This window comes from Kitasatospora sp. CM 4170 (assembly GCF_032110285.1).
Lineage (GTDB): Bacteria > Actinomycetota > Actinomycetes > Streptomycetales > Streptomycetaceae > Kitasatospora > Kitasatospora aburaviensis.
The window spans coordinates 6,012,313-6,033,929 of sequence record NZ_CP134877.1 but is presented as its reverse complement, the minus strand read 5'-3'; the positions used below and the strand labels follow the sequence as shown (position 1 = coordinate 6,033,929).

20 protein-coding genes are annotated in these 21,617 nt (G+C 73.5%); 1 reads left to right on the top strand and 19 read right to left on the bottom strand.

What is annotated here, in order from left to right; genetic code table 11:
* Positions 1 to 21 precede the first annotated feature (21 nt).
* From dprA to proS, 16 genes are all read right to left on the bottom strand, one after another.
* Positions 22 to 1,233, bottom strand: coding sequence for a DNA-processing protein DprA (gene dprA, locus RMN57_RS25825; protein WP_313765691.1), 1,212 nt, complete (start codon positions 1,231 to 1,233; stop codon positions 22 to 24).
* Positions 1,230 to 3,005, bottom strand: a complete 1,776-nt coding sequence (locus RMN57_RS25820) for a YifB family Mg chelatase-like AAA ATPase (RefSeq protein WP_313765690.1) — start codon at positions 3,003 to 3,005, stop codon at positions 1,230 to 1,232. The genes dprA and RMN57_RS25820 overlap by 4 nt, the downstream gene beginning before the upstream one ends.
* A gap of 1 nt (position 3,006) precedes the next feature.
* On the bottom strand, positions 3,007 to 3,741 hold the full coding sequence (locus tag RMN57_RS25815) for a YraN family protein (protein ID WP_313765689.1): 735 nt from the start codon (positions 3,739 to 3,741) through the stop codon (positions 3,007 to 3,009).
* Between the two features lie 168 nt (positions 3,742 to 3,909).
* A complete protein-coding gene (locus RMN57_RS25810) occupies positions 3,910 to 4,236 on the bottom strand; it encodes a DUF2469 domain-containing protein (protein ID WP_148642766.1) in 327 nt (108 codons plus the stop codon).
* A 55-nt stretch (positions 4,237 to 4,291) separates the two neighbouring features.
* Complete coding sequence (locus tag RMN57_RS25805) at positions 4,292 to 4,765, bottom strand: NUDIX domain-containing protein (RefSeq protein ID WP_313765688.1); 474 nt, start codon at positions 4,763 to 4,765, stop codon at positions 4,292 to 4,294.
* 166 nt (positions 4,766 to 4,931) lie between these two features.
* Positions 4,932 to 5,687: a signal peptidase I gene (lepB, locus tag RMN57_RS25800; protein ID WP_313765687.1), complete on the bottom strand. Its 756-nt coding sequence runs from the start codon at positions 5,685 to 5,687 to the stop codon at positions 4,932 to 4,934.
* Positions 5,688 to 5,832: 145 nt separating this feature from the next.
* Positions 5,833 to 6,831, bottom strand: a complete 999-nt coding sequence (gene lepB, locus RMN57_RS25795; protein ID WP_313765686.1) for a signal peptidase I — start codon at positions 6,829 to 6,831, stop codon at positions 5,833 to 5,835.
* A 249-nt stretch (positions 6,832 to 7,080) separates the two neighbouring features.
* Positions 7,081 to 7,860: a signal peptidase I gene (lepB, locus tag RMN57_RS25790; protein ID WP_380235696.1), complete on the bottom strand. Its 780-nt coding sequence runs from the start codon at positions 7,858 to 7,860 to the stop codon at positions 7,081 to 7,083.
* 205 nt (positions 7,861 to 8,065) lie between these two features.
* On the bottom strand, positions 8,066 to 9,079 hold the full coding sequence (lepB, locus tag RMN57_RS25785) for a signal peptidase I (protein ID WP_313765684.1): 1,014 nt from the start codon (positions 9,077 to 9,079) through the stop codon (positions 8,066 to 8,068).
* A gap of 77 nt (positions 9,080 to 9,156) precedes the next feature.
* Positions 9,157 to 9,507 carry a 50S ribosomal protein L19 gene (rplS, locus tag RMN57_RS25780; protein ID WP_063347674.1) on the bottom strand — a complete coding sequence of 117 codons (351 nt, stop codon included), beginning with the start codon at positions 9,505 to 9,507 and terminating at the stop codon, positions 9,157 to 9,159.
* A gap of 154 nt (positions 9,508 to 9,661) precedes the next feature.
* Positions 9,662 to 10,480, bottom strand: a complete 819-nt coding sequence (trmD, locus tag RMN57_RS25775; protein WP_313767963.1) for a tRNA (guanosine(37)-N1)-methyltransferase TrmD — start codon at positions 10,478 to 10,480, stop codon at positions 9,662 to 9,664.
* A 143-nt stretch (positions 10,481 to 10,623) separates the two neighbouring features.
* Positions 10,624 to 11,244 (bottom strand): ribosome maturation factor RimM, encoded by a 621-nt coding sequence (rimM, locus tag RMN57_RS25770; RefSeq protein WP_313765683.1) that lies wholly within the window; start codon positions 11,242 to 11,244, stop codon positions 10,624 to 10,626.
* A gap of 249 nt (positions 11,245 to 11,493) precedes the next feature.
* On the bottom strand, positions 11,494 to 11,733 hold the full coding sequence (locus tag RMN57_RS25765) for an RNA-binding protein (protein ID WP_030306741.1): 240 nt from the start codon (positions 11,731 to 11,733) through the stop codon (positions 11,494 to 11,496).
* A 2-nt stretch (positions 11,734 to 11,735) separates the two neighbouring features.
* Positions 11,736 to 12,164 carry a 30S ribosomal protein S16 gene (gene rpsP / locus RMN57_RS25760; RefSeq protein ID WP_045700219.1) on the bottom strand — a complete coding sequence of 143 codons (429 nt, stop codon included), beginning with the start codon at positions 12,162 to 12,164 and terminating at the stop codon, positions 11,736 to 11,738.
* Positions 12,165 to 12,565: 401 nt separating this feature from the next.
* Positions 12,566 to 13,144, bottom strand: coding sequence for a hypothetical protein (locus RMN57_RS25755; RefSeq protein WP_313765682.1), 579 nt, complete (start codon positions 13,142 to 13,144; stop codon positions 12,566 to 12,568).
* An 857-nt stretch (positions 13,145 to 14,001) separates the two neighbouring features.
* Positions 14,002 to 15,414 (bottom strand): proline--tRNA ligase, encoded by a 1,413-nt coding sequence (gene proS / locus RMN57_RS25750; protein WP_313765681.1) that lies wholly within the window; start codon positions 15,412 to 15,414, stop codon positions 14,002 to 14,004.
* A 212-nt stretch (positions 15,415 to 15,626) separates the two neighbouring features.
* Here proS and RMN57_RS25745 point away from each other — a divergent pair, with 212 nt between their 5' ends.
* Positions 15,627 to 16,451 carry a class I SAM-dependent methyltransferase gene (locus tag RMN57_RS25745; protein WP_380235684.1) on the top strand — a complete coding sequence of 275 codons (825 nt, stop codon included), beginning with the start codon at positions 15,627 to 15,629 and terminating at the stop codon, positions 16,449 to 16,451.
* A 97-nt stretch (positions 16,452 to 16,548) separates the two neighbouring features.
* Here the strand turns inward: RMN57_RS25745 and RMN57_RS25740 are convergent, their stop codons facing one another.
* The 3 genes from RMN57_RS25740 to RMN57_RS25730 form a co-directional block, all read right to left on the bottom strand.
* On the bottom strand, positions 16,549 to 17,091 hold the full coding sequence (locus RMN57_RS25740; protein ID WP_313765679.1) for a GNAT family protein: 543 nt from the start codon (positions 17,089 to 17,091) through the stop codon (positions 16,549 to 16,551).
* Between the two features lie 106 nt (positions 17,092 to 17,197).
* Positions 17,198 to 18,760, bottom strand: a complete 1,563-nt coding sequence (gene ffh / locus RMN57_RS25735) for a signal recognition particle protein (protein WP_313767962.1) — start codon at positions 18,758 to 18,760, stop codon at positions 17,198 to 17,200.
* A 188-nt stretch (positions 18,761 to 18,948) separates the two neighbouring features.
* Positions 18,949 to 21,507 carry a [protein-PII] uridylyltransferase gene (locus RMN57_RS25730; RefSeq protein WP_313765678.1) on the bottom strand — a complete coding sequence of 853 codons (2,559 nt, stop codon included), beginning with the start codon at positions 21,505 to 21,507 and terminating at the stop codon, positions 18,949 to 18,951.
* Positions 21,508 to 21,617 lie beyond the last annotated feature (110 nt).

Genomic DNA, 21,617 nt, shown 5'->3' with positions numbered 1-21,617 from the left:
CACGCCGCCTTCCGTCGCAGCTCAGCCGCCCCCTCTCCGCCGCACCAGCCGCCAGTGCGCGCCGTACCGTTCCACGAAGCCGAGCGATCCCAACTCGTAGAGGCGGTGGAGCACTTCGTCCGGCGGCAAACCGGACTGACGAGCCAATCGCTCCACCGGTGCGCCGTCCGCCGTGGCCGGCACCGCCTCCAGCACCCGGGCGACCGCCGGCTCCAGCAGGTCCCTGGGCAACACCGGCCCGCTTCGCTGCGGCGCCAGGTCGTCGCCGATCGCCCCGATCAGCTCGACCACCTCTGCCGCGTCGGTGACCAGGCCGGCGCCGCCACTGCGGATCAGGGCGTGCACGCCGGCGGACAGGCCCGAGGTCACCGGGCCCGCCACGCCCATGGTGTGCCGGTTGAGGTCTCGGGCGCGTCTGGCCGTACTGAGCGCGCCGCTGCGCAGCGCCGCCTCCACCACCACGGTGCCGCGGGTGAGGGCGGCGATGACCCGGTTGCGCAGTACGAACCGGAACCTGGTCGGGTGCTCGCCCGGCGGGAGTTCGCTCACCAGCAGGCCCTGGCCGGCGATCCGCCGGATCAGCTCGGTGTTGCCGCGGGGATAGGCCACGTCCACCCCGCAGGCCAGGACGCCGATCGTCATTCCGCCCACGGCCAGCGCGCCCCGGTGTGCGCAGGCGTCGATCCCGTACGCCGCTCCGGATGCCACCACCCACCCGCGCTCGGCGAGCTGGGCGGAGAGCTCCCCCGCGACGTGCGCGCCGTACGCGGTGCAGGCCCGCGCCCCGACGACCGCCACCGAGCGGAGGGCGAGCAGCCGCAGCGAGCCCGTTCCCAGCACCCAGAGCCCGATCGGACGCCCGTCCCCCAGGTCGTCCAGCTGGCTCGGCCACTCAGTGTCGCCCGGAATGATGAACCGCCCGCCGGCAGTTCGCACCCGCTCCAGATCGGCGGCCGGATCGACGTCGACCAGCCTGGCCCGGTAGGCGGCCAGTCGGCTCGCGTCCAGACCCGGGTGGTCGGGCACGGTGCCGTCCCGGATCGTCCGGACCACGTCGACGGCGGGCAGCTCGGAGAGCCAGCGGCCCACCACGGCGTCACCCGGTTCGGTGAGCCTGGTCAGCACCGCCCTGGCCCGCCGCTCGGTCTCCCGCCCGGCATCGGCCCCGGACACGCTCTCGCCACCCGGCACGCCCTCGGCGGGATGCTGAGGGGGGTTCAACGTCCGGCTCATGCCTCGATCCCTTCGTCTTCCGACGGCTGGTCAGCCACCGCCGCGGCCGCCACTCCGGACACCGCCGCGGACCGCTGGGTACGGGGCTGCGTCCGCTTCTCGGCCTTGGGCTGGTCCGCCCGTGGTGCACCTCCGCCCAGTCGGCCGAGCCTGCCGAGCCGGGCGAATGAGCCCTCGGACAGCGGCATCCCCTGTTCCACACCGGTGCGCAGCACCAGGGCCGTCCGGACGTCCCGCTGGTCCGGTCGGTCGTGTCCGGCGAGGTCCGCGACCGTCCACGCGACCCGGAGCACCCGGTCCAGGCCGCGGGCGGTCAGCAGTCCGCGCTCCAGTTGGCGCGCGGCGTCGTTGAGCGCGCCGGGCGTGAGCTGCCAGCGGGTGCGCAGTTCGTGGCCGGGCACCTCCGCGTTGGTCCGCCACGGTGTGTCCGCCAGCCGGGCCGCCGCGCGCTCCCGCGCCGCCAGCACCCGCGCCGCGACGGTCTCGGTGCTCTCCGCCGTGCTGTCCCGCTCCATCAGTTCGACCCGCGTGACGGGGGCCACCTGGACCTGGAGGTCGACCCGGTCGAGCAGCGGCCCGGACAGCCTCCCCTGGTACCGGCTGACCATCGCCGGCGTGCACTCGCAGCCCTCGCCCCGCCGCGAGTGGCGCCCGCACGGGCACGGATTGGCCGCCAGGCAGAGCAGGAACCTGGCCGGGAGCCGGAGCGATCCGGCCGATCGGGCGATCACCACCTCGCCCGACTCCAGCGGCTGGCGCAACGCGTCGAGCACCCGGACGGGGAACTCGGGCGCTTCGTCGAGGAAGAGCACCCCGCGGTGCGCCAACGAGACCGCGCCCGGTCTGGGCAGGCCGCTGCCGCCCCCGACGATGGCCGGCATGGTGGTGGAGTGGTGCGGGGCGCAGTAGGGCGGGCTGTCGATCAGCGGTCGCCCGGCCGGGAGCAGCCCCGCCACGGAGTGCACGGCGGTCACCTCCAGCGCCTCCTTCTGGGTGAGCGGCGGCAGCAGTGCCGGGAGCCGCTCGGCCAGCATGGTCTTCCCCGCTCCCGGCGGTCCCTTGAGATAGAGGTGGTGGCCGCCGGCGGCGGCGATCTCCAGCGCCCGGCGGGCCTCGTACTGGCCGGCCACGTCGGCCAGGTCGAGGCGGGCCGCCTTGTCGTCGGGGAGGCCGCGCACCCCGGCGGTGGGCAGCATCAGGCCGGCCATCAGCGGATCGGGGCGGCCCCCGACCGGGTCCGGGGGCTCCTCCGGCTGCGGCATTCCGGTGAGGACGGCGACCAGCTGGCGCAGGCTGCGCACGCCGATCACGGTCACCCCTGGGACCAGCGAGGCCTCGGCGGCGGTCTGCTCGGCCACGACGACCCGCTGGTACCCGGCGTCCGCCGCGGCCAGCACCGAGGGGAGCACCCCGCGCACCGGACGCACCCGTCCGTCCAGCCCCAGCTCGCCGATGATCAGCAGGTCGGCGATGGACGACGGGTCCAGCCGTTCGGCGGCCGCGAGCACCGCACAGGCGACGGCGAGGTCGAAGCCGCTGCCGCTCTTGGGCACCGAGGCCGGGCTGAGCCCGACCGTCAGCTTCCGCTGCGGCCACGCCTCGCCGCTGTTGACGACGGCCGCACGCACCCGGTCGCGGGCCTCGGACAGCGCCTTGTCGGGCAGGCCGACCAGGGTGAAGGCGGCGACTCCCGGTTCGAGGTCGGCCTGGACCTCGACGATCACGCCGTCGACGCCGACCAGCGCGACCGAGCAGGTACGGGCGAAGGCCATCTCAGACCACCCCCCGTAGGTGGTCGACCGACGCGGCGCCCCGCGTCCGGTTGACGACGGCCACGAGATCGATCCGGACGCCGCCGGGCGGAACCGGCGGCCACTGCGGACCGGCGGGCGCCGGCTGGTGGCCGGTCCCGACGAGCCGCGCGAAGTGGCCGGGCCAGCGCTCGGCCATCCAGCGCTCCGCCAGACGCTGCAGTCGGGCGGCCTTGGCCCGGTCGATAGCCTCGCTGGGCTGCTGGAAGCCCCGCTCGGAGCGGGTCTTCACCTCGCAGACGGCGAGGGTGTCCCCGTCGAGGGCGACGATGTCCAGCTCGCCCTCGACGCAGCGCCAGTTCCGGTCCAGGATCCGGAGCCCGCTCTCGGCCAGACGGCGGGCGGCGACACGCTCGCCGTAGCGGCCGAGGCCGTTGTTCGAGCTCCGGCCCCCGGCACCGGGTCGGGCCCGGAGACCGGGCCGGGCCTCGGCAGCCGGCCGCTCCCGGGCGCCGGTGCGCTCGTGGGGAGCGGGCAGGGCCGGAGCAGGCAGGTCCGGAGCGGGCAGGTTCGGACCTGCCCCGCCCGGTTCCAGGTCCGGCATGCCCGGGCCCGGAACGACGAGGTCCAGCACGACCTGGTCACCTACGACCGGGTCCGCGGGCCCGCCCGGCCGGGCCTTCGGCGACTCGCTCTTCTTCCGCGCGGTGCGTGTGCTGCGCGTGCGGCGTGTGGTGCTGCTTTTGGTGTCCTGCACGGTGACCACCTCCGCCGGGGAGGTTGCCGTGCGGCCCGCGACCGGGCCAGGGGATTGTTCTTTCCTGTGGATAACTCGGGCCTGTGGATAACTCTTGTCACCCGCAGGGGTGAGAATCCCGGAATACCCGAAATTCCCCTGGACATCCCGACGCCGGGCGGTCCAACGTCAGTTCCCGAACCCGGAGTCGTCCGAGGGCAGCTCGAGGTCGCTCTTCGCGAGCTCCTCGATGTTCACGTCCTTGAAGGTCAGCACCCGGACCTTGCGGACGAACCGGGCCGGCCGGTACATGTCCCAGACCCACGCATCCGCCATCGACACCTCGAAGAAGACCTCACCCTGGACCGAGTGCACCTGCAGCTCGTAGTCGTTGGTGAGGTAGAAACGTCGCTCGGTCTCGATCACGTACTTGAACAGGCCGACGACGTCCCGGTACTCCCGGTAGAGCTTGAGCTCCATCTCGGTCTCGTACTTCTCGAGATCTTCGGCACTCATCCAGGCGTCCCCTCAACTTGTCACGTCCACCCATTGTGGACCACCGCACCTGCCCTCAGAGCCTTACCGGAGTGACCGGCGGCCCCTCGGTCACCAGGAGTTCCAGGAAGTCCGCCAATCCGACCGGGTAGACCGTCTCGGCGGTGGTCCTGAGCTCCTCGATCGTCCACCAACGCGCCGCGAGCAACTCCGCGTGCTCGTCCGCCCCCATGCCGGAGTGGTCGAGCGCCGTCTCCGCGGTCCGCGCCAGGTGGAACCACTGCTCCTGGTCGTAGCGCTGTCCCCGAAAGGAGAACGAAGCCGTGCCGTGCGCCACCACCGGCCCCAGCTCCACGCCCCTCAGCCCGGTCTCCTCCGCGAGCTCGCGCACCGCCGCATCGCGGACGCTCTCGCCGGGTTCCAGGCCGCCGCCGGGGGTGAACCACCAGGTCACCTCCGGCACCGCCGGGTCCGAGGCCCGGAAGAGCAGGATGCGGTCCTGCCCGTCCAGCAGCAGGATCCGTGCGGCCCTGCGTCGTTTCGGCTCCATGGCGGCACTCCCCCCTCCCCTCGTTCCTCGCAACGGCTCCCCCGATCCTGCCACCCGGCACGACCGTCGGGGGCGATGTTCGCCAGAGCCGCGCGGGCGGGCGCGGCGGCCCCGTTGGCATCGTCCGTGGACGAGCGGACCGCGCGCGCCGTGGTGGCGCCGGTGGTCAGGCCGCCCGGCGGCGCCGGAGCCGGCGGGCCAGGCCAGCGGCGCCGCCCGCCGCGGAGACCAGCACGATCAGTGCTCCACCCGCGAGGCAGGCGTAGAAGGCCGGCTCCAGCGGTCCCGGCTCCCCGGCCTTCGCCCCGCCGATCGCGTCGAAGGCGGAGGTGCGGGCGAACAGACCGGTCCGCCCGAACGGCAGGACGGTGGCCTCCACCCGGGCCTCGACCTCGCTCGCGGCGATGGTGCCGCCGTCGATCTCCAGGTGCACGCGGGAGTCCAGCGAGCCCTGCCGGTTGTCGCCGAGCAGGAAGAGCCGCCCGGGCGGCACGTCCACGCTGAAGGTGCTGCCCTGCGGGCCCTGCGACGCCAGGTACGGCTCCTCCACCGGCTTGCCGTTGACGGTCAGCCGGCCGCCGTCGCCCGTGGTGGCCACCGTGTCGCCGCCGACGGCGACGACGCGCTTCACCATGAGCTGGCCGCCCCAGGCCTGGTCCCGGAAGACCACCACGTCGCCGCGGCCGACGGCCGAACCCTCGACCTCCCGCGCCAGCACGGTGTCCCCGGACTTGAGCGTGGGGGACATCGAGCCGGTCGGAATGCCGTACGGCCGGTAGTCCACGGCCATGACAGCGAAGCCACCGACCAGGAGCAGCAGGCCGAGCCCGATCAGTACGCCCTGCAGGACCGCTGCCGGTCTGCGCCGGGGCCGCGGGACGGCGGCCGGGCGCTCCGTCGCCTCTTCCACGACACTGCTCATCGACACCGTCCAACCCCGACCGAACCGGAAACGCTCACGGCGCGCCCGGGCCACAGGTGGAGAACCCGGCGGGCCGTGGCACGTCCGAGCAGATTACTCGTCGGTACCACGGCCCGCGCAAGACCTCGGGGCGCCCCGGCTGAGGTCAGGACGGATTCCGGCGCTCCGTGCGGTCCCGCAGTCGGCGCACCACCGGGAGCAGGGCGACGGCGCCGACCGCACCGGCCGTGGGCGGCACCAGCGGCACGGCCGCCGCCAGCCCCTTCTGGTCGAAGGTCGCCGGCACCGGGAGCGTCGCCCAGCGGTTCAGCGGCCAGGCCACCACGAACGCGCGGCCGATCACGTCGTCCACCGAGACGGTGCCGCCACCGGGCTGGTCCATGTGGAAGCGGGAGTCCAGCGAGTCGCCGCGGTGGTCGCCCATCACCCAGATGCGGCCCTCCGGCACCTTCACCGGGCCGAAGTCCTTCATCTGGCAGGGCGTGTTGCCGGGGTAGACGTACGGCTCGACGAGCGCGATCCCGTTGACCTTGACCGGACCGTCGCCCTCGCACTCGACGGTGTCCCCGCCGACCGCGATGACCCGCTTGATCAGGTCCTTCTCGTTGTCGGAGGGCATCAGACCGACGAAGCTGAGCACGTCCTGAATGCCGCGGACGAAGGAGTTGCCGCTCTGCTTGGTGGGCTCGTCGGCGAGCCAGCCGCCCGGGTCCTTGAACACCACGACCTCGCCGCGCTCGGGCTCGGCACCGAACCACGGCGTCAGCTTGTCCACCAGCACGCGGTCGCCGACCTGAAGCGTGTTCTGCATCGACTCCGACGGAATCGAGAACGCCTGGACGAAGAACGTCTTGATCACGAGCGCCAGGACGAGGGCGATGCCGATCAGGATCGGCAGCTCCTTCCAGAAGGAGCGCGGCTTGCGCTCCTTGTCCGCCGGCTTCTCCGGACTCCCCTCCAGGGAGCTCTCGTCGCGAAGACCGTCGGGGGCGTCACCCGTGCCGTTGCCCTGCTCGTCGGCGGACTGGGCCGCCGCGTCCGCGGCGGACGAGGGCACCGCGGACCCCGTGGACCGGGTCGCCCGGCCGCCGGAGCCCTCGGGCTCTCCGGCGCCCGAACGGGCGCCGATCACCAAATCCCCCACAACGTCTCCTCCCTGCTGTGCGGACGCCCGCGCGCCCGCGCTCACAGTGCCGCACAGCGGGCACCACACTCCACCACCGACCGTGAACGGCCCCGGGGCCGCCCTCCGGGCGACACCTGACACCAGCACAGCCGTCGGACGCGGCCGTTGTTGTCGGGTACCGGCCGCATCAGGACTTCTCTATCACTCCCAGGCATCCGGCTCGCGCTCCTACACGCGCGGCCCGCCCGGTCACCGGGTCGGGCCGGGCTAGGCCGAACGCCGCCCCGGCCGACGGCCGACGAGCGGAAGGATGCCCAACACACCCATAACGAGCGGAGGTTCCATCGGAACCGGCCCCGCGCCCGGCGAATCCGGCGCACTGCCACGGGCCTGCGGGGCCTTGGCCAGCTTGGAGAGTGAACTCGGCGCATCAAGTTGATTGATCCGGTCCACCGGCCAGACGATCGTGAACGCGCGGCCGACCACGCCGCTCAGCGGGATCGTGCCCTGTCCCGGATTCCCCATGTGGAAGCGGGAGTCGGCGGACACGTCCCGGTGGTCGCCCATCACCCAGAGCCGCCCCTGCGGGACCTTCACCTTGAAGGGCTGCCGGGAGGGCGGGTTGCCGGCCGCCAGGTACGGCTCGTCGATCGGGGTGCCGTTGACGCTGACGCGGCCCTGATCGTCGCAGCACTCCACGGTGTCCCCACTGACACCGATCACACGCTTGATCAAATCCTGCTCGCTGTCGGACGGCAGCAGCCCGACGAAGGTGAGGACCTGTTTGGCCCCGCGCAGCACCGGCCCGTCCTTGGACGGCTGGTGATCGGACTCCAGCCAACCGCCCGGGTCCTTGAACACCACGACGTCGCCGCGCTCCGGCTCGGCACCGAACCAGGGGGTGAACTTGTCCACCAGCACCCGGTCCCCGATCTGGATGGTCTCCTCCATCGACCCGGAGGGGATCACGAAGACCTGTACCAGGAACGTCTTCATCACCAGCGCCACCAGCAGCGCGACGACGACGATCAGCGGGAATTCACGCAACAGCGAGCGCCTGCGGCGACGCGCCGCCCGGCGCGCGGTGCGACGCCGATCGGCCCTGCCGCGGACGGGTATCGCTCCCTCCGGGTCGGACGGTCCCCCACCACCCGGTGAGCCCCCGGCGTCCCGCCGCCCGGCCGGGCGGGCGGCGGGCCCGGCGGTGGACCGGGCCGCGGAGCGATCGGCGGGGCGGTCGGCGACGCGTCCTCTACCTCTGGTCCCCATGGCCACCGCTCCCCCCTGCCGCTGCGAACGCCGACGACCGGTCCAGGCCGCCGGTCCAGTGACCGATCGGGTAGACCACCCAGTCCGCCCGGCCGATCACCCTGCCCTCCGGGACGAAGCCGCCGCCGGGCTCGCCCAAGTGGTCGCGCGAGTCACGGGAGGCGCTTCGGTGGTCACCCATCACCCAGAGCTTTCCGGCCGGGACGACCACGTCGAAGGCCACGTTCGACGGCTCGTCCCCCGGCGCGAGGTACGAGGACTCGTCGATCGGCACCCCGTTGACGGTGATCCGCCCGCCCGGGCCGGTACTGGTCACCCGGTCGCCACCGACGCCGATGACCCGCTTGACGTACACGGAGTCGCCAGCCGGGGCCAGGCCCAGGTCCTGGGCGAACGCGCGCAGCCCGTCCCCGAAGCCGGTCGGCTTGGCCGGTCCACGCCGGAAGGAGCCCGTCCCGTCGAAGACCACGACATCGCCGCGCTCGGGGTGACCTCCGAAGGCGTAGGCCAGCTTGTTCGCGACCAGGCGGTCGCCCGAGCGCAGGCTGTTCTCCATCGATGCGGAGGGCACCGAGAACGGCCGCGCCACAAAGGCGTTCACCAGCAACAGGGTGAGCAGGCAGATGCCCGCGAGCAGCAGCAGGTCACGCGAGCGCGAGCGTGGCCGGAGCTCCTCCGCGGCCGCTTCGGCTTCCCCGGCCCCGGCCTCCCCCGATCCACCCGCGGCTTCCGGCTCCCCGGCCGGTTCGGAGGCCCCGGTCCGCTCGGACGCGCCGGCCTTCTCCCCCTCGCCGGCCTCTTTCGCCTCGCCGCGCTCTTCAACCTCGCCGACCTCATCCGCCCCGCCGGCCGCTTCCGCCTCGCCGACAGCACCCGGCCGCCCGGTCGTTCCGGGCTCCTCGGACTCCCCGGAAACGGCCGCGGACCGCGGCGGCAAGTCCGCACCGGTGGGTGCGGGACGGCCGTCGCGGTCCGCGGATGGTTCGTGCGTGCTCATCGGAGGCTGAGCTTACCTTGCGGCAGCCGCGCCCCCCAGAGCGATCCGATCCCCCGACGAGGCCGGGGGACGGTGGATCAGCGGTCGCGCTTCTCCTTGATCTTCGCGGCCTTGCCGCGGAGGTCACGCAGGTAGTACAGCTTGGCGCGGCGGACCGCACCGCGGGTCACGACCTCGATCTTCTCGACGACCGGGGTGTGCACCGGGAAGGTGCGCTCCACGCCGACGTTGAAGCTGACCTTGCGAACGGTGAAGGTCTCGCCGACACCGGCGCCGTGGCGGCGGATGACGACGCCCTGGAAGACCTGGACACGGGAGCGGTTGCCCTCGATGACCCGGACGTGGACCTTCAGGGTGTCACCGGCGCGGAAGGCCGGGATGTCGCTACGCAGCGAGGCCGCGTCGACAGCAGCGAGCTTGTTGCTCATGTTGCTCTCCATCGCAGGCGCCACGGGCCGCCCACGGAAGTTCGTCACAATGGGGTCTGCTGCGGGCCGCGTCGGATGGCGATGATCCCCCCGTGGCGGGGGCACCGGTCCACGTGACCCCTACGGGAGGGGCCCAGCGACAGACAGCAGCGGCCTATTCTTCCACATCATCGGCCACGGACCGAAATCGGCCGAGGCCCTCGTCCCAGGCGAGCCCGAGGATGCTGAGCGCCTCGCGCTCCTTCTTGTCGAAGGCGCCGTACTGCCATCGTGCGACCAGGTCGGGGCGGTTCGCCAGGGTGCGGGCGAACGCCTGCTCGCGCCGCCAGCGGGCGATCCGGCCGTGGTTGCCGCTGAGCAGGACGTCCGGCACCGTCCGGCCGCGCCACTCGGCGGGCTTCGTGTAGACCGGGCCCTCCAGCAGGTCGGCCATCGCGCCCGGTGCGAAGGAGTCGTCGCGGTGCGACTCGGCGTTGCCGAGCACCCCGGGCAGCAGCCGGGCGATCGCCTCGACCATCACCAGGACGGCGACCTCGCCGCCGGCGAGCACGTAGTCGCCGATCGACACCTCGACCACCGGCATCCGGGTGGCGGCCTCCTCGATCACCCGACGGTCGATGCCCTCGTACCGGGCGGGGGTGAAGGTCAGCCACGGGCGGCCGGCAAGCTCCTGCGCCAGCTCCTGGGTGAACGGGCGGCCGCTGGGGGTGGGGACCACCAGCGTGGGCACCTCGCCCGCCGGCCCCTTGCCGATCACCGCGTCCAGGGCCTCGCCCCACGGCTCGGGCTTCATCACCATGCCGGGGCCGCCGCCGTACGGGCTGTCGTCCACGGTCCGGTGGACGTCGTACGTCCAGTCGCGCAGGTCGTGCACGTGCACGTCGAGCTGACCGCGGGCGCGGGCCTTGCCCACCAGCGAGATGTTCAGCGGCTCCAGGTACTCGGGGAAGATCGTGACGACGTCTATCCGCATACCGTCCTGGACAGCCGGCGTACCCGACGCGCTCAGCGCACCCGCAGCGCCCGGCGCACCCGAAGCGCTCGGCACTCCCGAAGCCTCCGGCGCACCCGACGCGCCCGGCAGACCCTCGGCGCCCGGCGAGGTCTCGATGGCGCTCACGCCGACTCCTCCGCCCCGGACTCCGTCGAGCCCTCCGCCTGCTCCGCGTCCCCCGACTCGCCCGGCTCGCCCGAGCCCTCGGTCGCGCCCCGCACGACCTCGGCCTGCTCCGGGTCGATCAGGCCGGGCGGCGGGTCGAGCACCGCGCGCTGGTTCTCCAGGTCGATGGTCGGCACGATGCGGCTGACGAACGGCACCAGCACCTCCGTCCCGTCCGGCTTCTTCACCGTGAGCAGGTCCTGGTAGGGCAGGTGGACGACCTCGGTCAGCTCACCGACCGGGGTGCCGTCGAGCAGCACCACGTCCAGGCCGATCAGCTGGTGGTCGTAGTACTCCTCCGGGTCCTCCGGGCGCTCCTCCGGGTCGACCTCGGCGATCAGGATGGTGCCGCGCAGCGCCTCGGCGCCGTTGCGGTCCTTGACGCCGGCGAAACGCAGCAGCAGCCGGCCGCTGTGCACCTTGCCGGACTCGACGGTCAGCGGCCCGGCCGACGCGGGGTCGGTGAGCAGGACGGCGCCCGGGCCGAGCCGGAGCTCCGGCTCGTCGGTGCGGACCTCGACGCTGACGTCCCCCCTGATGCCGTGGGCGCGGCCGATCTTGCCGACGACGAGCTGCACGGTGATCGTTCTCCTGGATCGGTGCTGTGGGTGCGGTGGTGCGTGGCTACGAAAGTGCGTTGTTGCGGTGGTACTGCGGTGCTGCGGTACTGCGGCGTCGCGGTACTGCGGTCGCCCTGGGGCGACGGTCGCCGCGCCGCGCTGCGGTCGCCGCGCGGCGCCCTGCAGAACGCGCAAAACAGAGAAGGCCGACCGGGACGCATGCGTCCCGGTCGGCCTCAAGCCCTGACGGCTGAACGAGCAGCGGCGTCAGCGAATGCTGTCCACGTCGACCAGGTCGACCCGGACGTTGCGACCGCCGAGGGCGCCGACCACGGTGCGCAGTGCGCGCGCCGTACGGCCGCCCCGGCCGATCACCTTGCCGAGATCATCGGGGTGCACCCGCACCTCGATGGTGTTGCCCCGGCGCAGGTTGCGCGAACGCACCTGCACCTCGTCGGGGTGCTCGACGATGCCCTTCACCAGGTGGTCGAGGGCGTCCTCGATCACGATCAGGCCTCGGCGGCGGCGTCGGCCTCAGCCTCGGCCTTGTCCGACTTCTTGGCCTTCGGGGTGATGGCGACACCGGTGGTGGCGTCCTCGAAGCCGGCGACGGCCTTCGCGAACAGGTGCGAGAAGTCCTCGACCTTCGGCTCGGCGACCTTCAGCGGCGCCGGAGCCGGCAGGCCCTTGAACTTCTGCCAGTCGCCGGTCAGCTTGAGGATGGCGAGCACCGGCTCGGTCGGCTGGGCGCCGACGGACAGCCAGTACTGGGCGCGGTCGCTGTCGACCTCGATCTTCGAGGGGTTGTAGGTCGGCTGGTAGATGCCGATCTCCTCGATCGCGCGACCGTCACGCTTGGTGCGGGCGTCGGCGACGACGATGCGGTAGTGCGGGGAGCGAATCTTGCCGAGACGCTTGAGCTTGATCTTGACTGCCACGGGAGTGGAATCTCCTGGTGTTGACGTGGGTGAGCAGCCTCGCCGTCGCGTGGGGTTGCGGGGCGGGCCGTTCAAGGGACACGCCAGCCGTAGGAGAGAGGGGTCCTGCTCGGCTGCCGAGTACTCAGCTGTCCATTCTGCCATATCGGCGGCGACAGCCTTCACCGGGCCTTCGCAGGTCCGACCGGGAGCCCCCGCTCCCGGTCAGCCCGAACACGCCCGGCGTGTCCTCCGCGTACCGGCACGCGCGGCGGTTCTGCCGCCCGCGCCGTCTGTCCACACCAACCGAAGTAGATCCACGCCGACCGAAGTCGGCGGTCGACACCGCCGGTCATCACCGGCGGCCGTTCCGACCGGACCGCTGCCCGCACAGCCGTCGGTCGGTACTGCTGCTTCCGCCGTCAGGCGATCTTGAACGGCTGCTGGCACGCGCCGCAGACGATGGACGCCTGCGCGAGCACCGAGGGAACGACGCGGACGTTGCGCCCGCAGCCGCACACCGCCTTGACCCGGACGCCGCCCCCGGAGGAGCCGTGCCGTGCCGCCGGGCCACGGAAGGCCCGCGTGGTGCCGTCACCGGCCACCGCCTCCTGGTGCGCGCCGAGGGCGCGGTCCAGGCGTTCGATGGTCTCCGCGTACCGCTCCCGCGTCTCCTTGAGCATGGTCACCTGGGAGAAGCCGCTGCTGGCGTGCGGTTCGACCGGGTGGGCCAGGCCCAGCTCGGAGGCGAGGAGCAGGAAGCGCCGGTTGTGGTAGCGGCCGGCCCGCGAGGTGTCCCGGATGTCCCGGGCCGCGGCCAGACCATGGGCAGCCTCGTGGAGGAGCCGCTCGAAACCGAGCCGCGTGCCACAGGCCGAGGAGGACTCGCCGATCAGCGCCTCGGGCGAGGCGAGGTCGGGAAGGTCCTGGTGGAAGGCCTGGATGTCGCTCCAGGCGGCGGCCAGTTCGGCCGCGAGGACGAGGGGCTGTGTCGTGCTCACGCTAGACCAACGATGGAGTGAGAGCCGATGTTCCGCACGTTCCCGATCTCCGGGAATTCCCAGGAAACTCTCAGGAATGTACGAGCGCGCGCAATTCGCGCGTTCCGGATCTGACGCAAGACCAACCCCCTGCCGGTTTGGGCCCGTCGCAACTCGGCGAGCCTCGTCATTTCCGTCCGGGAACGGGCTGTCGCCCCCAGGACGTACGTACGACCCATGATCCTGTCGAGTTGACAGGGCCACGGGCCGTACACCGTACCGCTATTCCGTTAATACCGGCAGTTGACCGGCCAGTAGGTATGCCGCCGCGCGAGACGACGCCTGGACGGTTACGAGCCGAATTCCGGACGGCCGATGTCGTTGCCTGTCCATACTCACCAGTACCGGTCCGTTTGCGACACCGGTACGACACCTCGGAGACGCGGCCGGGACAGCACTGTGACACGGCGAAAGCGCTCAAAAGCGCCCCGAGAGCCCCCGAACGCACCCGAAGGCCCCCCTCCCGGGCGCCCGCGGAAGCCACGGAAGCCCCGGAACATCCCCGGCGGGGCCCTGGACGGAACCCGAACCGCCCGAACGGCGCAGGCTCCCCCCAGCGGCACCGGCTCGCCCCGAAACGGCACCCAGGCTCCCCCGGAACCACCCCGACACGCCCTGGCACGCCCCGGCGCGCCCTCCACGGCCCCAGCACACCCCGGAACCGCCCCGGACCGCCCGGAACCACCGGAGCCGCCCCGGAACCACTCGGGACCGCCCTGGGCGGCCGCACGCCGCGCACAGGGGCCCGGAACGCGCCGGACGCCCCCGGCCGCACAGGGCGGCAGCAGGGGCGTCCGGGCCGGTCGAGCTCCCGCGCGTCAGTACGCGCGCGCCACGATGGCGATGTTGCCGTCCTGGTCGTCCGTCTGCGGCACCGAGCCGTCGGCGGCCACGATGCACCGCACCGAGACGCCCTGCTCGGCCAGCTTGGCCTCGCCCTCCGGGCCCAGCTCGGCCCAGGAGATCCGGCCCCAGCCGGTGGCCGCGGCCTCGATGGCCTCGTCGATGGTCTTCACGTCGACGGTGCGGGCCTCGCGGCGCTCGCGGGACTGGCGCAGCAGCAGCGCCTGGTCCTCCTCCAGGACGCCCGGGAGCAGCGCGGCCAGGGCGTCGATCGAGACCGGCTCCTTGCCGCCGGGGATCCGGCGGGCGAGCATCGCGGTGCCGTTCTCCAGGTCGCGCGGGCCGACCTCGATGCGCAGCGGCACACCCTTGAGCTCCCAGTCGACCGCGCGGCGGCCGAACGGGGTGTCGGTGCGGTCGTCGACGACCACACGGATGCCGGCGGCCTCCAGCTGGGCGCCGATCTCGCGGACCTTGGCGATCACCGCGTCGTCGCCCTTGATGGCGAGGACGACGGCCTGGACGGCGGCCAGGCGCGGCGGGACGCGCAGGCCGTTGTCGTCGCCGTGGGACATGATCAGGCCGCCGACCATGCGGGTCGAAACGCCCCAGGAGGTCTGCCAGACGTACTCGCGCTCGGCGCCCTGGAGCTGGTAGGTCGTGTTGAACGCCTTGGCGAAGTTCTGGCCCAGCTCGTGGCTGGTGCCCATCTGCAGCGCCTTGCCGTCACCCATCATGCCTTCGAGGGTGAGGGTGTTGATGGCGCCGGCGAAGCGCTCCTTGGCGGTCTTGCGGCCGAGCACGACGTCGATGCCGAGCACGTTGGTCATGAAGTCGCCGTAGACCTGGGTGTGGATCATCGACGCGTAGTCACGGGCGTCCTCGTAGGTGGCGTGGGCGGTGTGGCCCTCCTGCCAGAGGAACTCGGTGGTGCGCAGGAAGACGCGCGGGCGCAGCTCCCAGCGGACCACGTTGGCCCACTGGTTGATCAGCAGGGGCAGGTCGCGGTGGCTCTGGACCCACTTGGAGAAGTACTCGTTGATGATCGTCTCGGAGGTGGGCCGGACGACGACCGGCTCCTCCAGCTGCTTGCCGCCGCCGTGGGTGACCACCGCGAGCTCGGGGGCGAAGCCCTCGACGTGCTCGGCCTCCTTGGTCAGGTAGGACTGCGGGATGAACATCGGGAAGTACGCGTTCTGCGCGCCGGCCTTCTTGATCCGGGCGTCCATCTCCTGCTGCATCCGCTCCCACAGGCCGTAGCCGTACGGTCGGATGACCATGGTGCCGCGCACCGGACCGTTGTCGGCCAGCTCGGCCTTGTTGATGAGGTCCTGGTACCAGCGCGGGAAGTCGTCCGCCTGGGGGGTGAGAACGGGTGCCTTTGCCATGGGGCGAATGGTACGGGGAGCGGGGCCCTGACTTCGAATCGGATGCCCGCGGGGGCCGCCGAGCGGCCTTCCGCCAGGGGGCGCACGACCGCGACACGCGCGCACCACCCCGCACCCCTCTGGACGCCGCGCCCGAGCCGCTGTTCGCTGGAGTGGGGCGGGACTTTGGGGGAGCCGTAGCAGCACACCGAAGGACCGGATGGGAGGCCGCGATGGCTTCAGCTCGGACGACCGGCACGACCGTACGACCCGCGGGCGCACGACCGCACGACCCGCCGCCCGCGACCGCGTGGCCCGAGCGGGCCCGCGATTGGGCGGAGATCCAGGAACGCATGCTGGTGCCGCTCTACGAGGCGGTCTACGACCGGCTGGAGGTCGGCCCGGCGACCAGCGTCCTGGGCCTGGGCTGCCGGTCCGGTCTGGCCCTGCTGCTGGCCGGCGAACGGGGTGCACAGGTCGCCGGCCTGGAGCCGCAGGACGAGCTGCGCGCGCTGGCCCGGGGCCGGCGGCTGAAGGTCGGCGCGGGTGTCCGGCCGGCGCCGGACGTCCCCCGCTCGGCCCATTCGCTGGTCACCGTTTTCGAGCAGTTGCCGGGGGCGGCCGAACCGGGGCGGCTGGTCGCCGAGGCGGCCCGGCTGACGCTGCGCGGCGGGCACGTGGTGCTGGCCGCGTGGGGGCCGCCGGAGCGGTGCGAGAGTGCGGCCGTGCTGGACGTGGCGCGCCGGATGGCCGGGCGCACCACCGCGCGCGACCCGTTCGGGCTGAGCACGCCCGGCGCCCTGGAGGACCTGCTCGCCCCGGCGGGCCTGCGTCCGGCCGGCAGCGGCCGGGTGGGCTGCCCGTTCGCCTACCCGGACCTCGACAGCGCCGTGCGTGGACTGCTCTCCACCGGCCTGTACGACGCCGCGGCGGAGTTCTCCGGACTGCCGCTGGTGGCGAAGGAGCTGGAGGAGGCGCTGCACCCGTACCTGCGCCCGGACGGCTCGGTGCGGATGGAGAACGTCTTCCGGTACCTGGTCGCCGAGCAGCCGCGCTGAACCGCCGACGGGCCCCGGCGGCCCTGCGCGGCCCCGGCGGCTCTGCGCGGCCCCGGCGGGGGCCCGGCCACGCCCCGCCCCGGCCCGCACCGACCGGCTACGCCCCGGCGCCCGGCCACTCCTCCGCGGTCAGCGCGAACCGCTCGTGGTCCCGCCAGGCACCGCCCAGGAACAGCATCCGGGGCGTGAACCCCTCGTGCCGGAAGCCCAGCCGCTTCACGAGCCCGATCGAACGCTGGTTCTCCGGCTGCACGTTGATCTCCAGTCGGTGCAGCCCCAGACCCCCGGCGGTCTGCGGGGCGAAGCAGCGGTCGACCACCAGACGGACGCCCTCGGTCATCCGGCCGGTGCCGGCGAACGGGAGGTAGGAGTCGTAGCCGAGCGACGCGTTGCAGAACCGGCCCATCACGATGTTGGCGACGTTCACCTTGCCGACGATCCCGCCGGTCTCCTGATCGATGATCAGGAAGGTTCGCAGGCCCGCCCCTTGCCTCTCCAGGAGGTCCGGGAGTCCGTCCGGCTCGACCGGGTTCCACTGTCCGATGTGCTCGGCGGACCGCCGGACCGCCTCGGAGTACGCCGCCTCGTCCCCGGCCCGCGGGGCCCTGATCGTCACTCTCACTCCACCATCATCGGACATGCGAACGGCCCGCCGCCCGGGGACCGGGCGGCGGGCCGCGCGTGTGGAGCGGGGGCCCGCAGCGGGGCCCGGGACCTGCCGGCCCCGGGATCCGCGGGCTCCGGACCTACAGCAGGTCCTTGAACTCCTTGGGGAGCTCGAAGTCGGCCGGGCCCTTGCCCGCGCCGAGGCCGAACGCGCCGCCGTCCTGGGCCGGGCCCTGGCCGGGGCCGAGGGCGCGGCGCTCGGCGGCCGCGGCCTCCTCCTGCGCCCGCTTCAGCGGGTTGCCGCTCTTGCGCTTGCCCTTGGCCACGGGGGCCTTCTTGGCGGACTTCTTCGAGCCGCCGCCCATGCCCGGGATCCCCGGCATGCCCGGGATGCCCTTGCCGGAGGCCATCGCGGACATCATCTTGCGGGCCTCGAAGAACCGCTCGACCAGGTTGTTGACCTCGCCGACCTGGACGCCGGAACCCTTGGCGATGCGCAGCCGGCGCGAGCCGTTGATGATCTTCGGGTCGGTCCGCTCGGCCGGGGTCATCGACTTGATGATGGCGCCGACCCGGTCGACGTCCTTGTCGTCGATGTTGTTGATCTGCTCGCGGATCTGGCCCATGCCGGGCAGCATGCCCAGCAGCTTGGAGATCGAGCCCATCTTCCGGACCTGCTCCAGCTGGGCCAGGAAGTCGTCGAGCGTGAAGTCCTTGCCGCCGCCCTGCAGCTTGGAGGCGATCTTCTCGGCCTCGGCCTGCGAGAAGGTCTGCTCGGCCTTCTCGATCAGCGAGAGCACGTCGCCCATGCCGAGGATGCGCGAGGCCATCCGGTCCGGGTGGAAGGCGTCGAAGTCGTCGACCTTCTCGCCGTTGGAGGCGAACATGATCTGCCGGCCGGTGACGTGCGCGACCGACAGCGCGGCACCGCCGCGGGCGTCGCCGTCGAGCTTGGAGAGCACCACACCGGTGAAGTCGACGCCGTCGAGGAAGGCCTGGGCGGTGGTGACCGCGTCCTGGCCGATCATCGCGTCCACGACGAACAGGACCTCGTCCGGGTTCACCGCGGCCCGGATGTCGGCGGCCTGCTGCATCAGCTCGGCGTCGATGCCGAGGCGGCCGGCGGTGTCGACGATGACGACGTCGTACTGCTTCTGCTTCGCGTACTCGATCGAGTCGCGGGCGACCTGCACGGGGTCGCCGACGCCGTTGCCCGGCTGCGGGCCGTAGAAGGCCACGCCCGCGCGCTCGGCGACGACCTGCAGCTGGTTGACGGCGTTGGGGCGCTGGAGGTCGCACGCGACCAGCAGCGGGGTGTGCTTCTGCTTCTTCAGCCAGTGGCCGAGCTTGCCCGCGAGGGTGGTCTTACCGGCACCCTGGAGACCGGCGAGCATGATCACCGTCGGGCCGTTCTTGGCGAACTTCACCCGGCGGGTCTCGCCACCGAGGATGGCGATGAGCTCCTCGTTGACGATCTTGACGATCTGCTGGGCCGGGTTCAGCGCGCCGGAGACCTCGGAACCGAGGGCGCGCTCCTTGACCTGCTTGATGAAGGCCCGCACGACCGGCAGCGCGACGTCCGCCTCCAGCAGCGCGATGCGGATCTCGCGGGTGGTGGCGTCGATGTCCGCCTCGCTGAGGCGGCCCTTGCCCCGGAGGTTCTTGAACGTCGCTGCGAGGCGATCGGAAAGGGTGTCGAACACGTCGTCGCGGGTCCTCTGCGGCATCGGTATCGGTACGGTCGTCGCCCCCAAGGGTATCCGGCCGCCCCGGGAACGGTCTCCACCCCTGGGTGGACGGCCCCGCACGGCCCCCCGGGAGGCCCGGGGGCGCCGGGGTCCCGGAGGTACCGGGGGTCCGCGAGGCCGCGCGCCCCGGCACCCCCGGGGGCTCAGCCCAGCGCCGCCCGGACCGCGGCCGCCACCTCCCCGGCCCGCTGCGGGCTGAGCGGGCGGCCCGCCTCGTCGGTCAGGTAGAAGGAGTCGACGGCGTCCGCGCCGATGGTGCTGACGTGCGCGGTCCGGACCCGGACGCCGGCCCCGTCCAGCGCCCGTCCGATCCGGTGCAGCAGGCCCGGCGCGTCGTGGGCGCGCACCTCCAGCACGGTCGCCGTGGCCGAGGCCACCGCCGGGGCCACCGCGACCAGCGGCGGCGGGGTGGGGATGCCGCGGCGGCGCGGGGCGGCCGCGTCGCGCTCGGCGAGCCGGCGCGCGACGTCCAGCGAGCCCTCCAGCGCCCGCCGCAGGTCGGCCCGGAGCCGGGCCGCCTCCGGCAGCTCGCCGAACTCGGCGGCCACCGTCCAGGACAGCAGCAGGACCGGCCCGGCGCCGATCGGGTCCAGTTCGCGCAGACCGGCCGAGCGGACGGTCAGCCGGTGCAGCGCCAGCACCCCGGCGACGGTCCCGAGCAGGCCCGGCCGGTCGGGGACGGCGAGGGTCAGCCGGACGCCCATCGGCTCGGGTCCCTCCTCCCCCGCGCCCGGCTCCGCCGCGCCCTCCCCGGCCCGGGCCGGGGCCGCCGTCCGGGCCGACACCTCGGCCTGGGCCAGCAGCGAGAGCGCCGGCCCGCCGGTCCGGGCGGCCTCCACCGCCAACCGCTCCTGCTCGGCGGTCGGCTCCTCGTGATGGCCGGCGCCGGAGGTCGGCAGGGGGTAGCCGCCGGCCAGCCGCGCGGCGGCGCGGGCGGTGAGCCCGTCCACCAGCGAGGCCCGCCAGCGGCTCCAGGCGGCCGGGCCGGTGGCGGTGGCGTCGGCCTCGGTCAGCGCGTGCAGCAGCTCCAGCTGCGGCAGGGTGGCCACCACCTTGGTGATCGCCTCCACGGTGGCCGGGTCGTCCGGGTCCCGCCGGGTCGCGGTGTCCACCAGGGTGAGGTGATGGCGGACCAGCATCCCCAGCGTCTCCACCGACTCCCGGTCGAAGCCCATCCGGACCGCCACGTCGCGGACGATCACCTCGCCGGCCTCGCTGTGGTCGCCGGGCCAGCCCTTGCCGATGTCGTGCAGCAGCGCGGCGACCAGCAGCAGGTCCGGCCGGGCCACCCGGCGGGTCATCGCGGCGGCCCGCACCGCCGTCTCCACCAGGTGCCGGTCCACCGTCCAGCGGTGCACCGCGTTGCGCTGCGGCCGGCAGCGGACCCGCTCCCAGTCCGGCAGCAGCCGGGTGATCAGCCCCTCCGCCTCCAGCGCCTCCCAGACCGGCAGGCAGGCCTCGCCGGCGCCGAGCAGGGTGACCAGCTGTTCGCGCGCCTCGTCCGGCCAGGGCACCGGCAGCGGGCGGCACTCGGCGGCCAGCCGGCGCACGGTCGCGTAGGAGATGGTCAGCCCGTTCTGGGCCGCGGCGGCCGCGGCGCGCAGCGGCAGCACCGGGTCGGCGGCCGGCCGGGCGCCCTGGGCCAGCACCGCCTCGCCGTCCTGCTCGACGACGCCCTCGGCGAGCGGGCGGCGCTCGACCGCGCCCCGGGCGACCGCCCCCGCGCCGCGCCCGGCTCCGGTGAACGGGAAGGCGAGCCGGGACATCCGGCGGCCCCGGCCGGAGCGGGCCGCCAGCACCCGGTCCACCGCCCGCCAGGTGACGTCGCTCGCGTAGGCGATGGTGCGGGCGGCCTCGTAGACCTGGCGCAGCAGGGTGTCGGCGTCCAGCACGCCGAGCCGCTCGGCGACCTGGTCCTGGTCCTGGAGGCTGAGCCGCTCGGTGGCCCGGCCGGTGGCCAGGTGCAGCGCGTCCCGGACGTCGGCGAGCCGCAGCGCGGCGGCGTCCAGGCCGTCGCGCGGGGCGTCGGCCAGCCAGGTGGCGGCGACCGCGTTGAGGGCCACGACGTCCCGCAGGCCGCCGCGGGCCTCCTTGAGGTCCGGCTCCAGCAGGAAGGACAGCTCGCCGTGGCGCTCGGCGCGCTCCCGGCCGAGCTCGCGCAGCCCGGGCAGGCGGTCGGCGGCCCCGGCCCGCCAGTCGGCCAGGACGGCGGAGCGCAGCCCGGCGGTGAGCGCCGGGTCGCCGGCGACGTGCCGGGCGTCCAGCAGGCCCAGCTGCGCCTTGAGGTCGGCGGCGGCGACCGCGCGGGCCTCGGCGGGGGTGCGCACCGCGTGGTCGAGGGCGGCACCGGAGTCCCAGACCGGGTACCAGATCCGCTCGGGCAGCTCCGGGTCGAGCGGGCCGTCGTGCAGCAGCAGGACGTCGAGGTCGCTGCGCGGGGAGAGCTCGCCGCGCCCGTAACCGCCGACGGCGACCAGGGCCACGCCGGCCGGGGCGCCGGCCGCGGCGAGCAGGCCGGCCAGCCAGTCGTCGGTGAGCGCGGCCAGGGCGGTGCGGCGGGCGCTCCCGGTGAGGTCGGGACGCTCCAGCAGCCGGGCCCGGGCGGCACCGTAGTCGGGAAGCTCCTCGCGCTCCGGCCGGCGACCGGGCGGCGACCCCGGTCCGTCGGCGGGCAGGTGGGGCGGGTCGGTTTCGGTGGCCATCGGAGTCCCCGTCCGTCGTCGTGCGATTGAGCGAGCGGCACTGATACGCCGTCAGCGGACCTGCGACCACGGGGTGGTCGCAGGCCCGCCTGCGGGTCGATCGAGCTGAA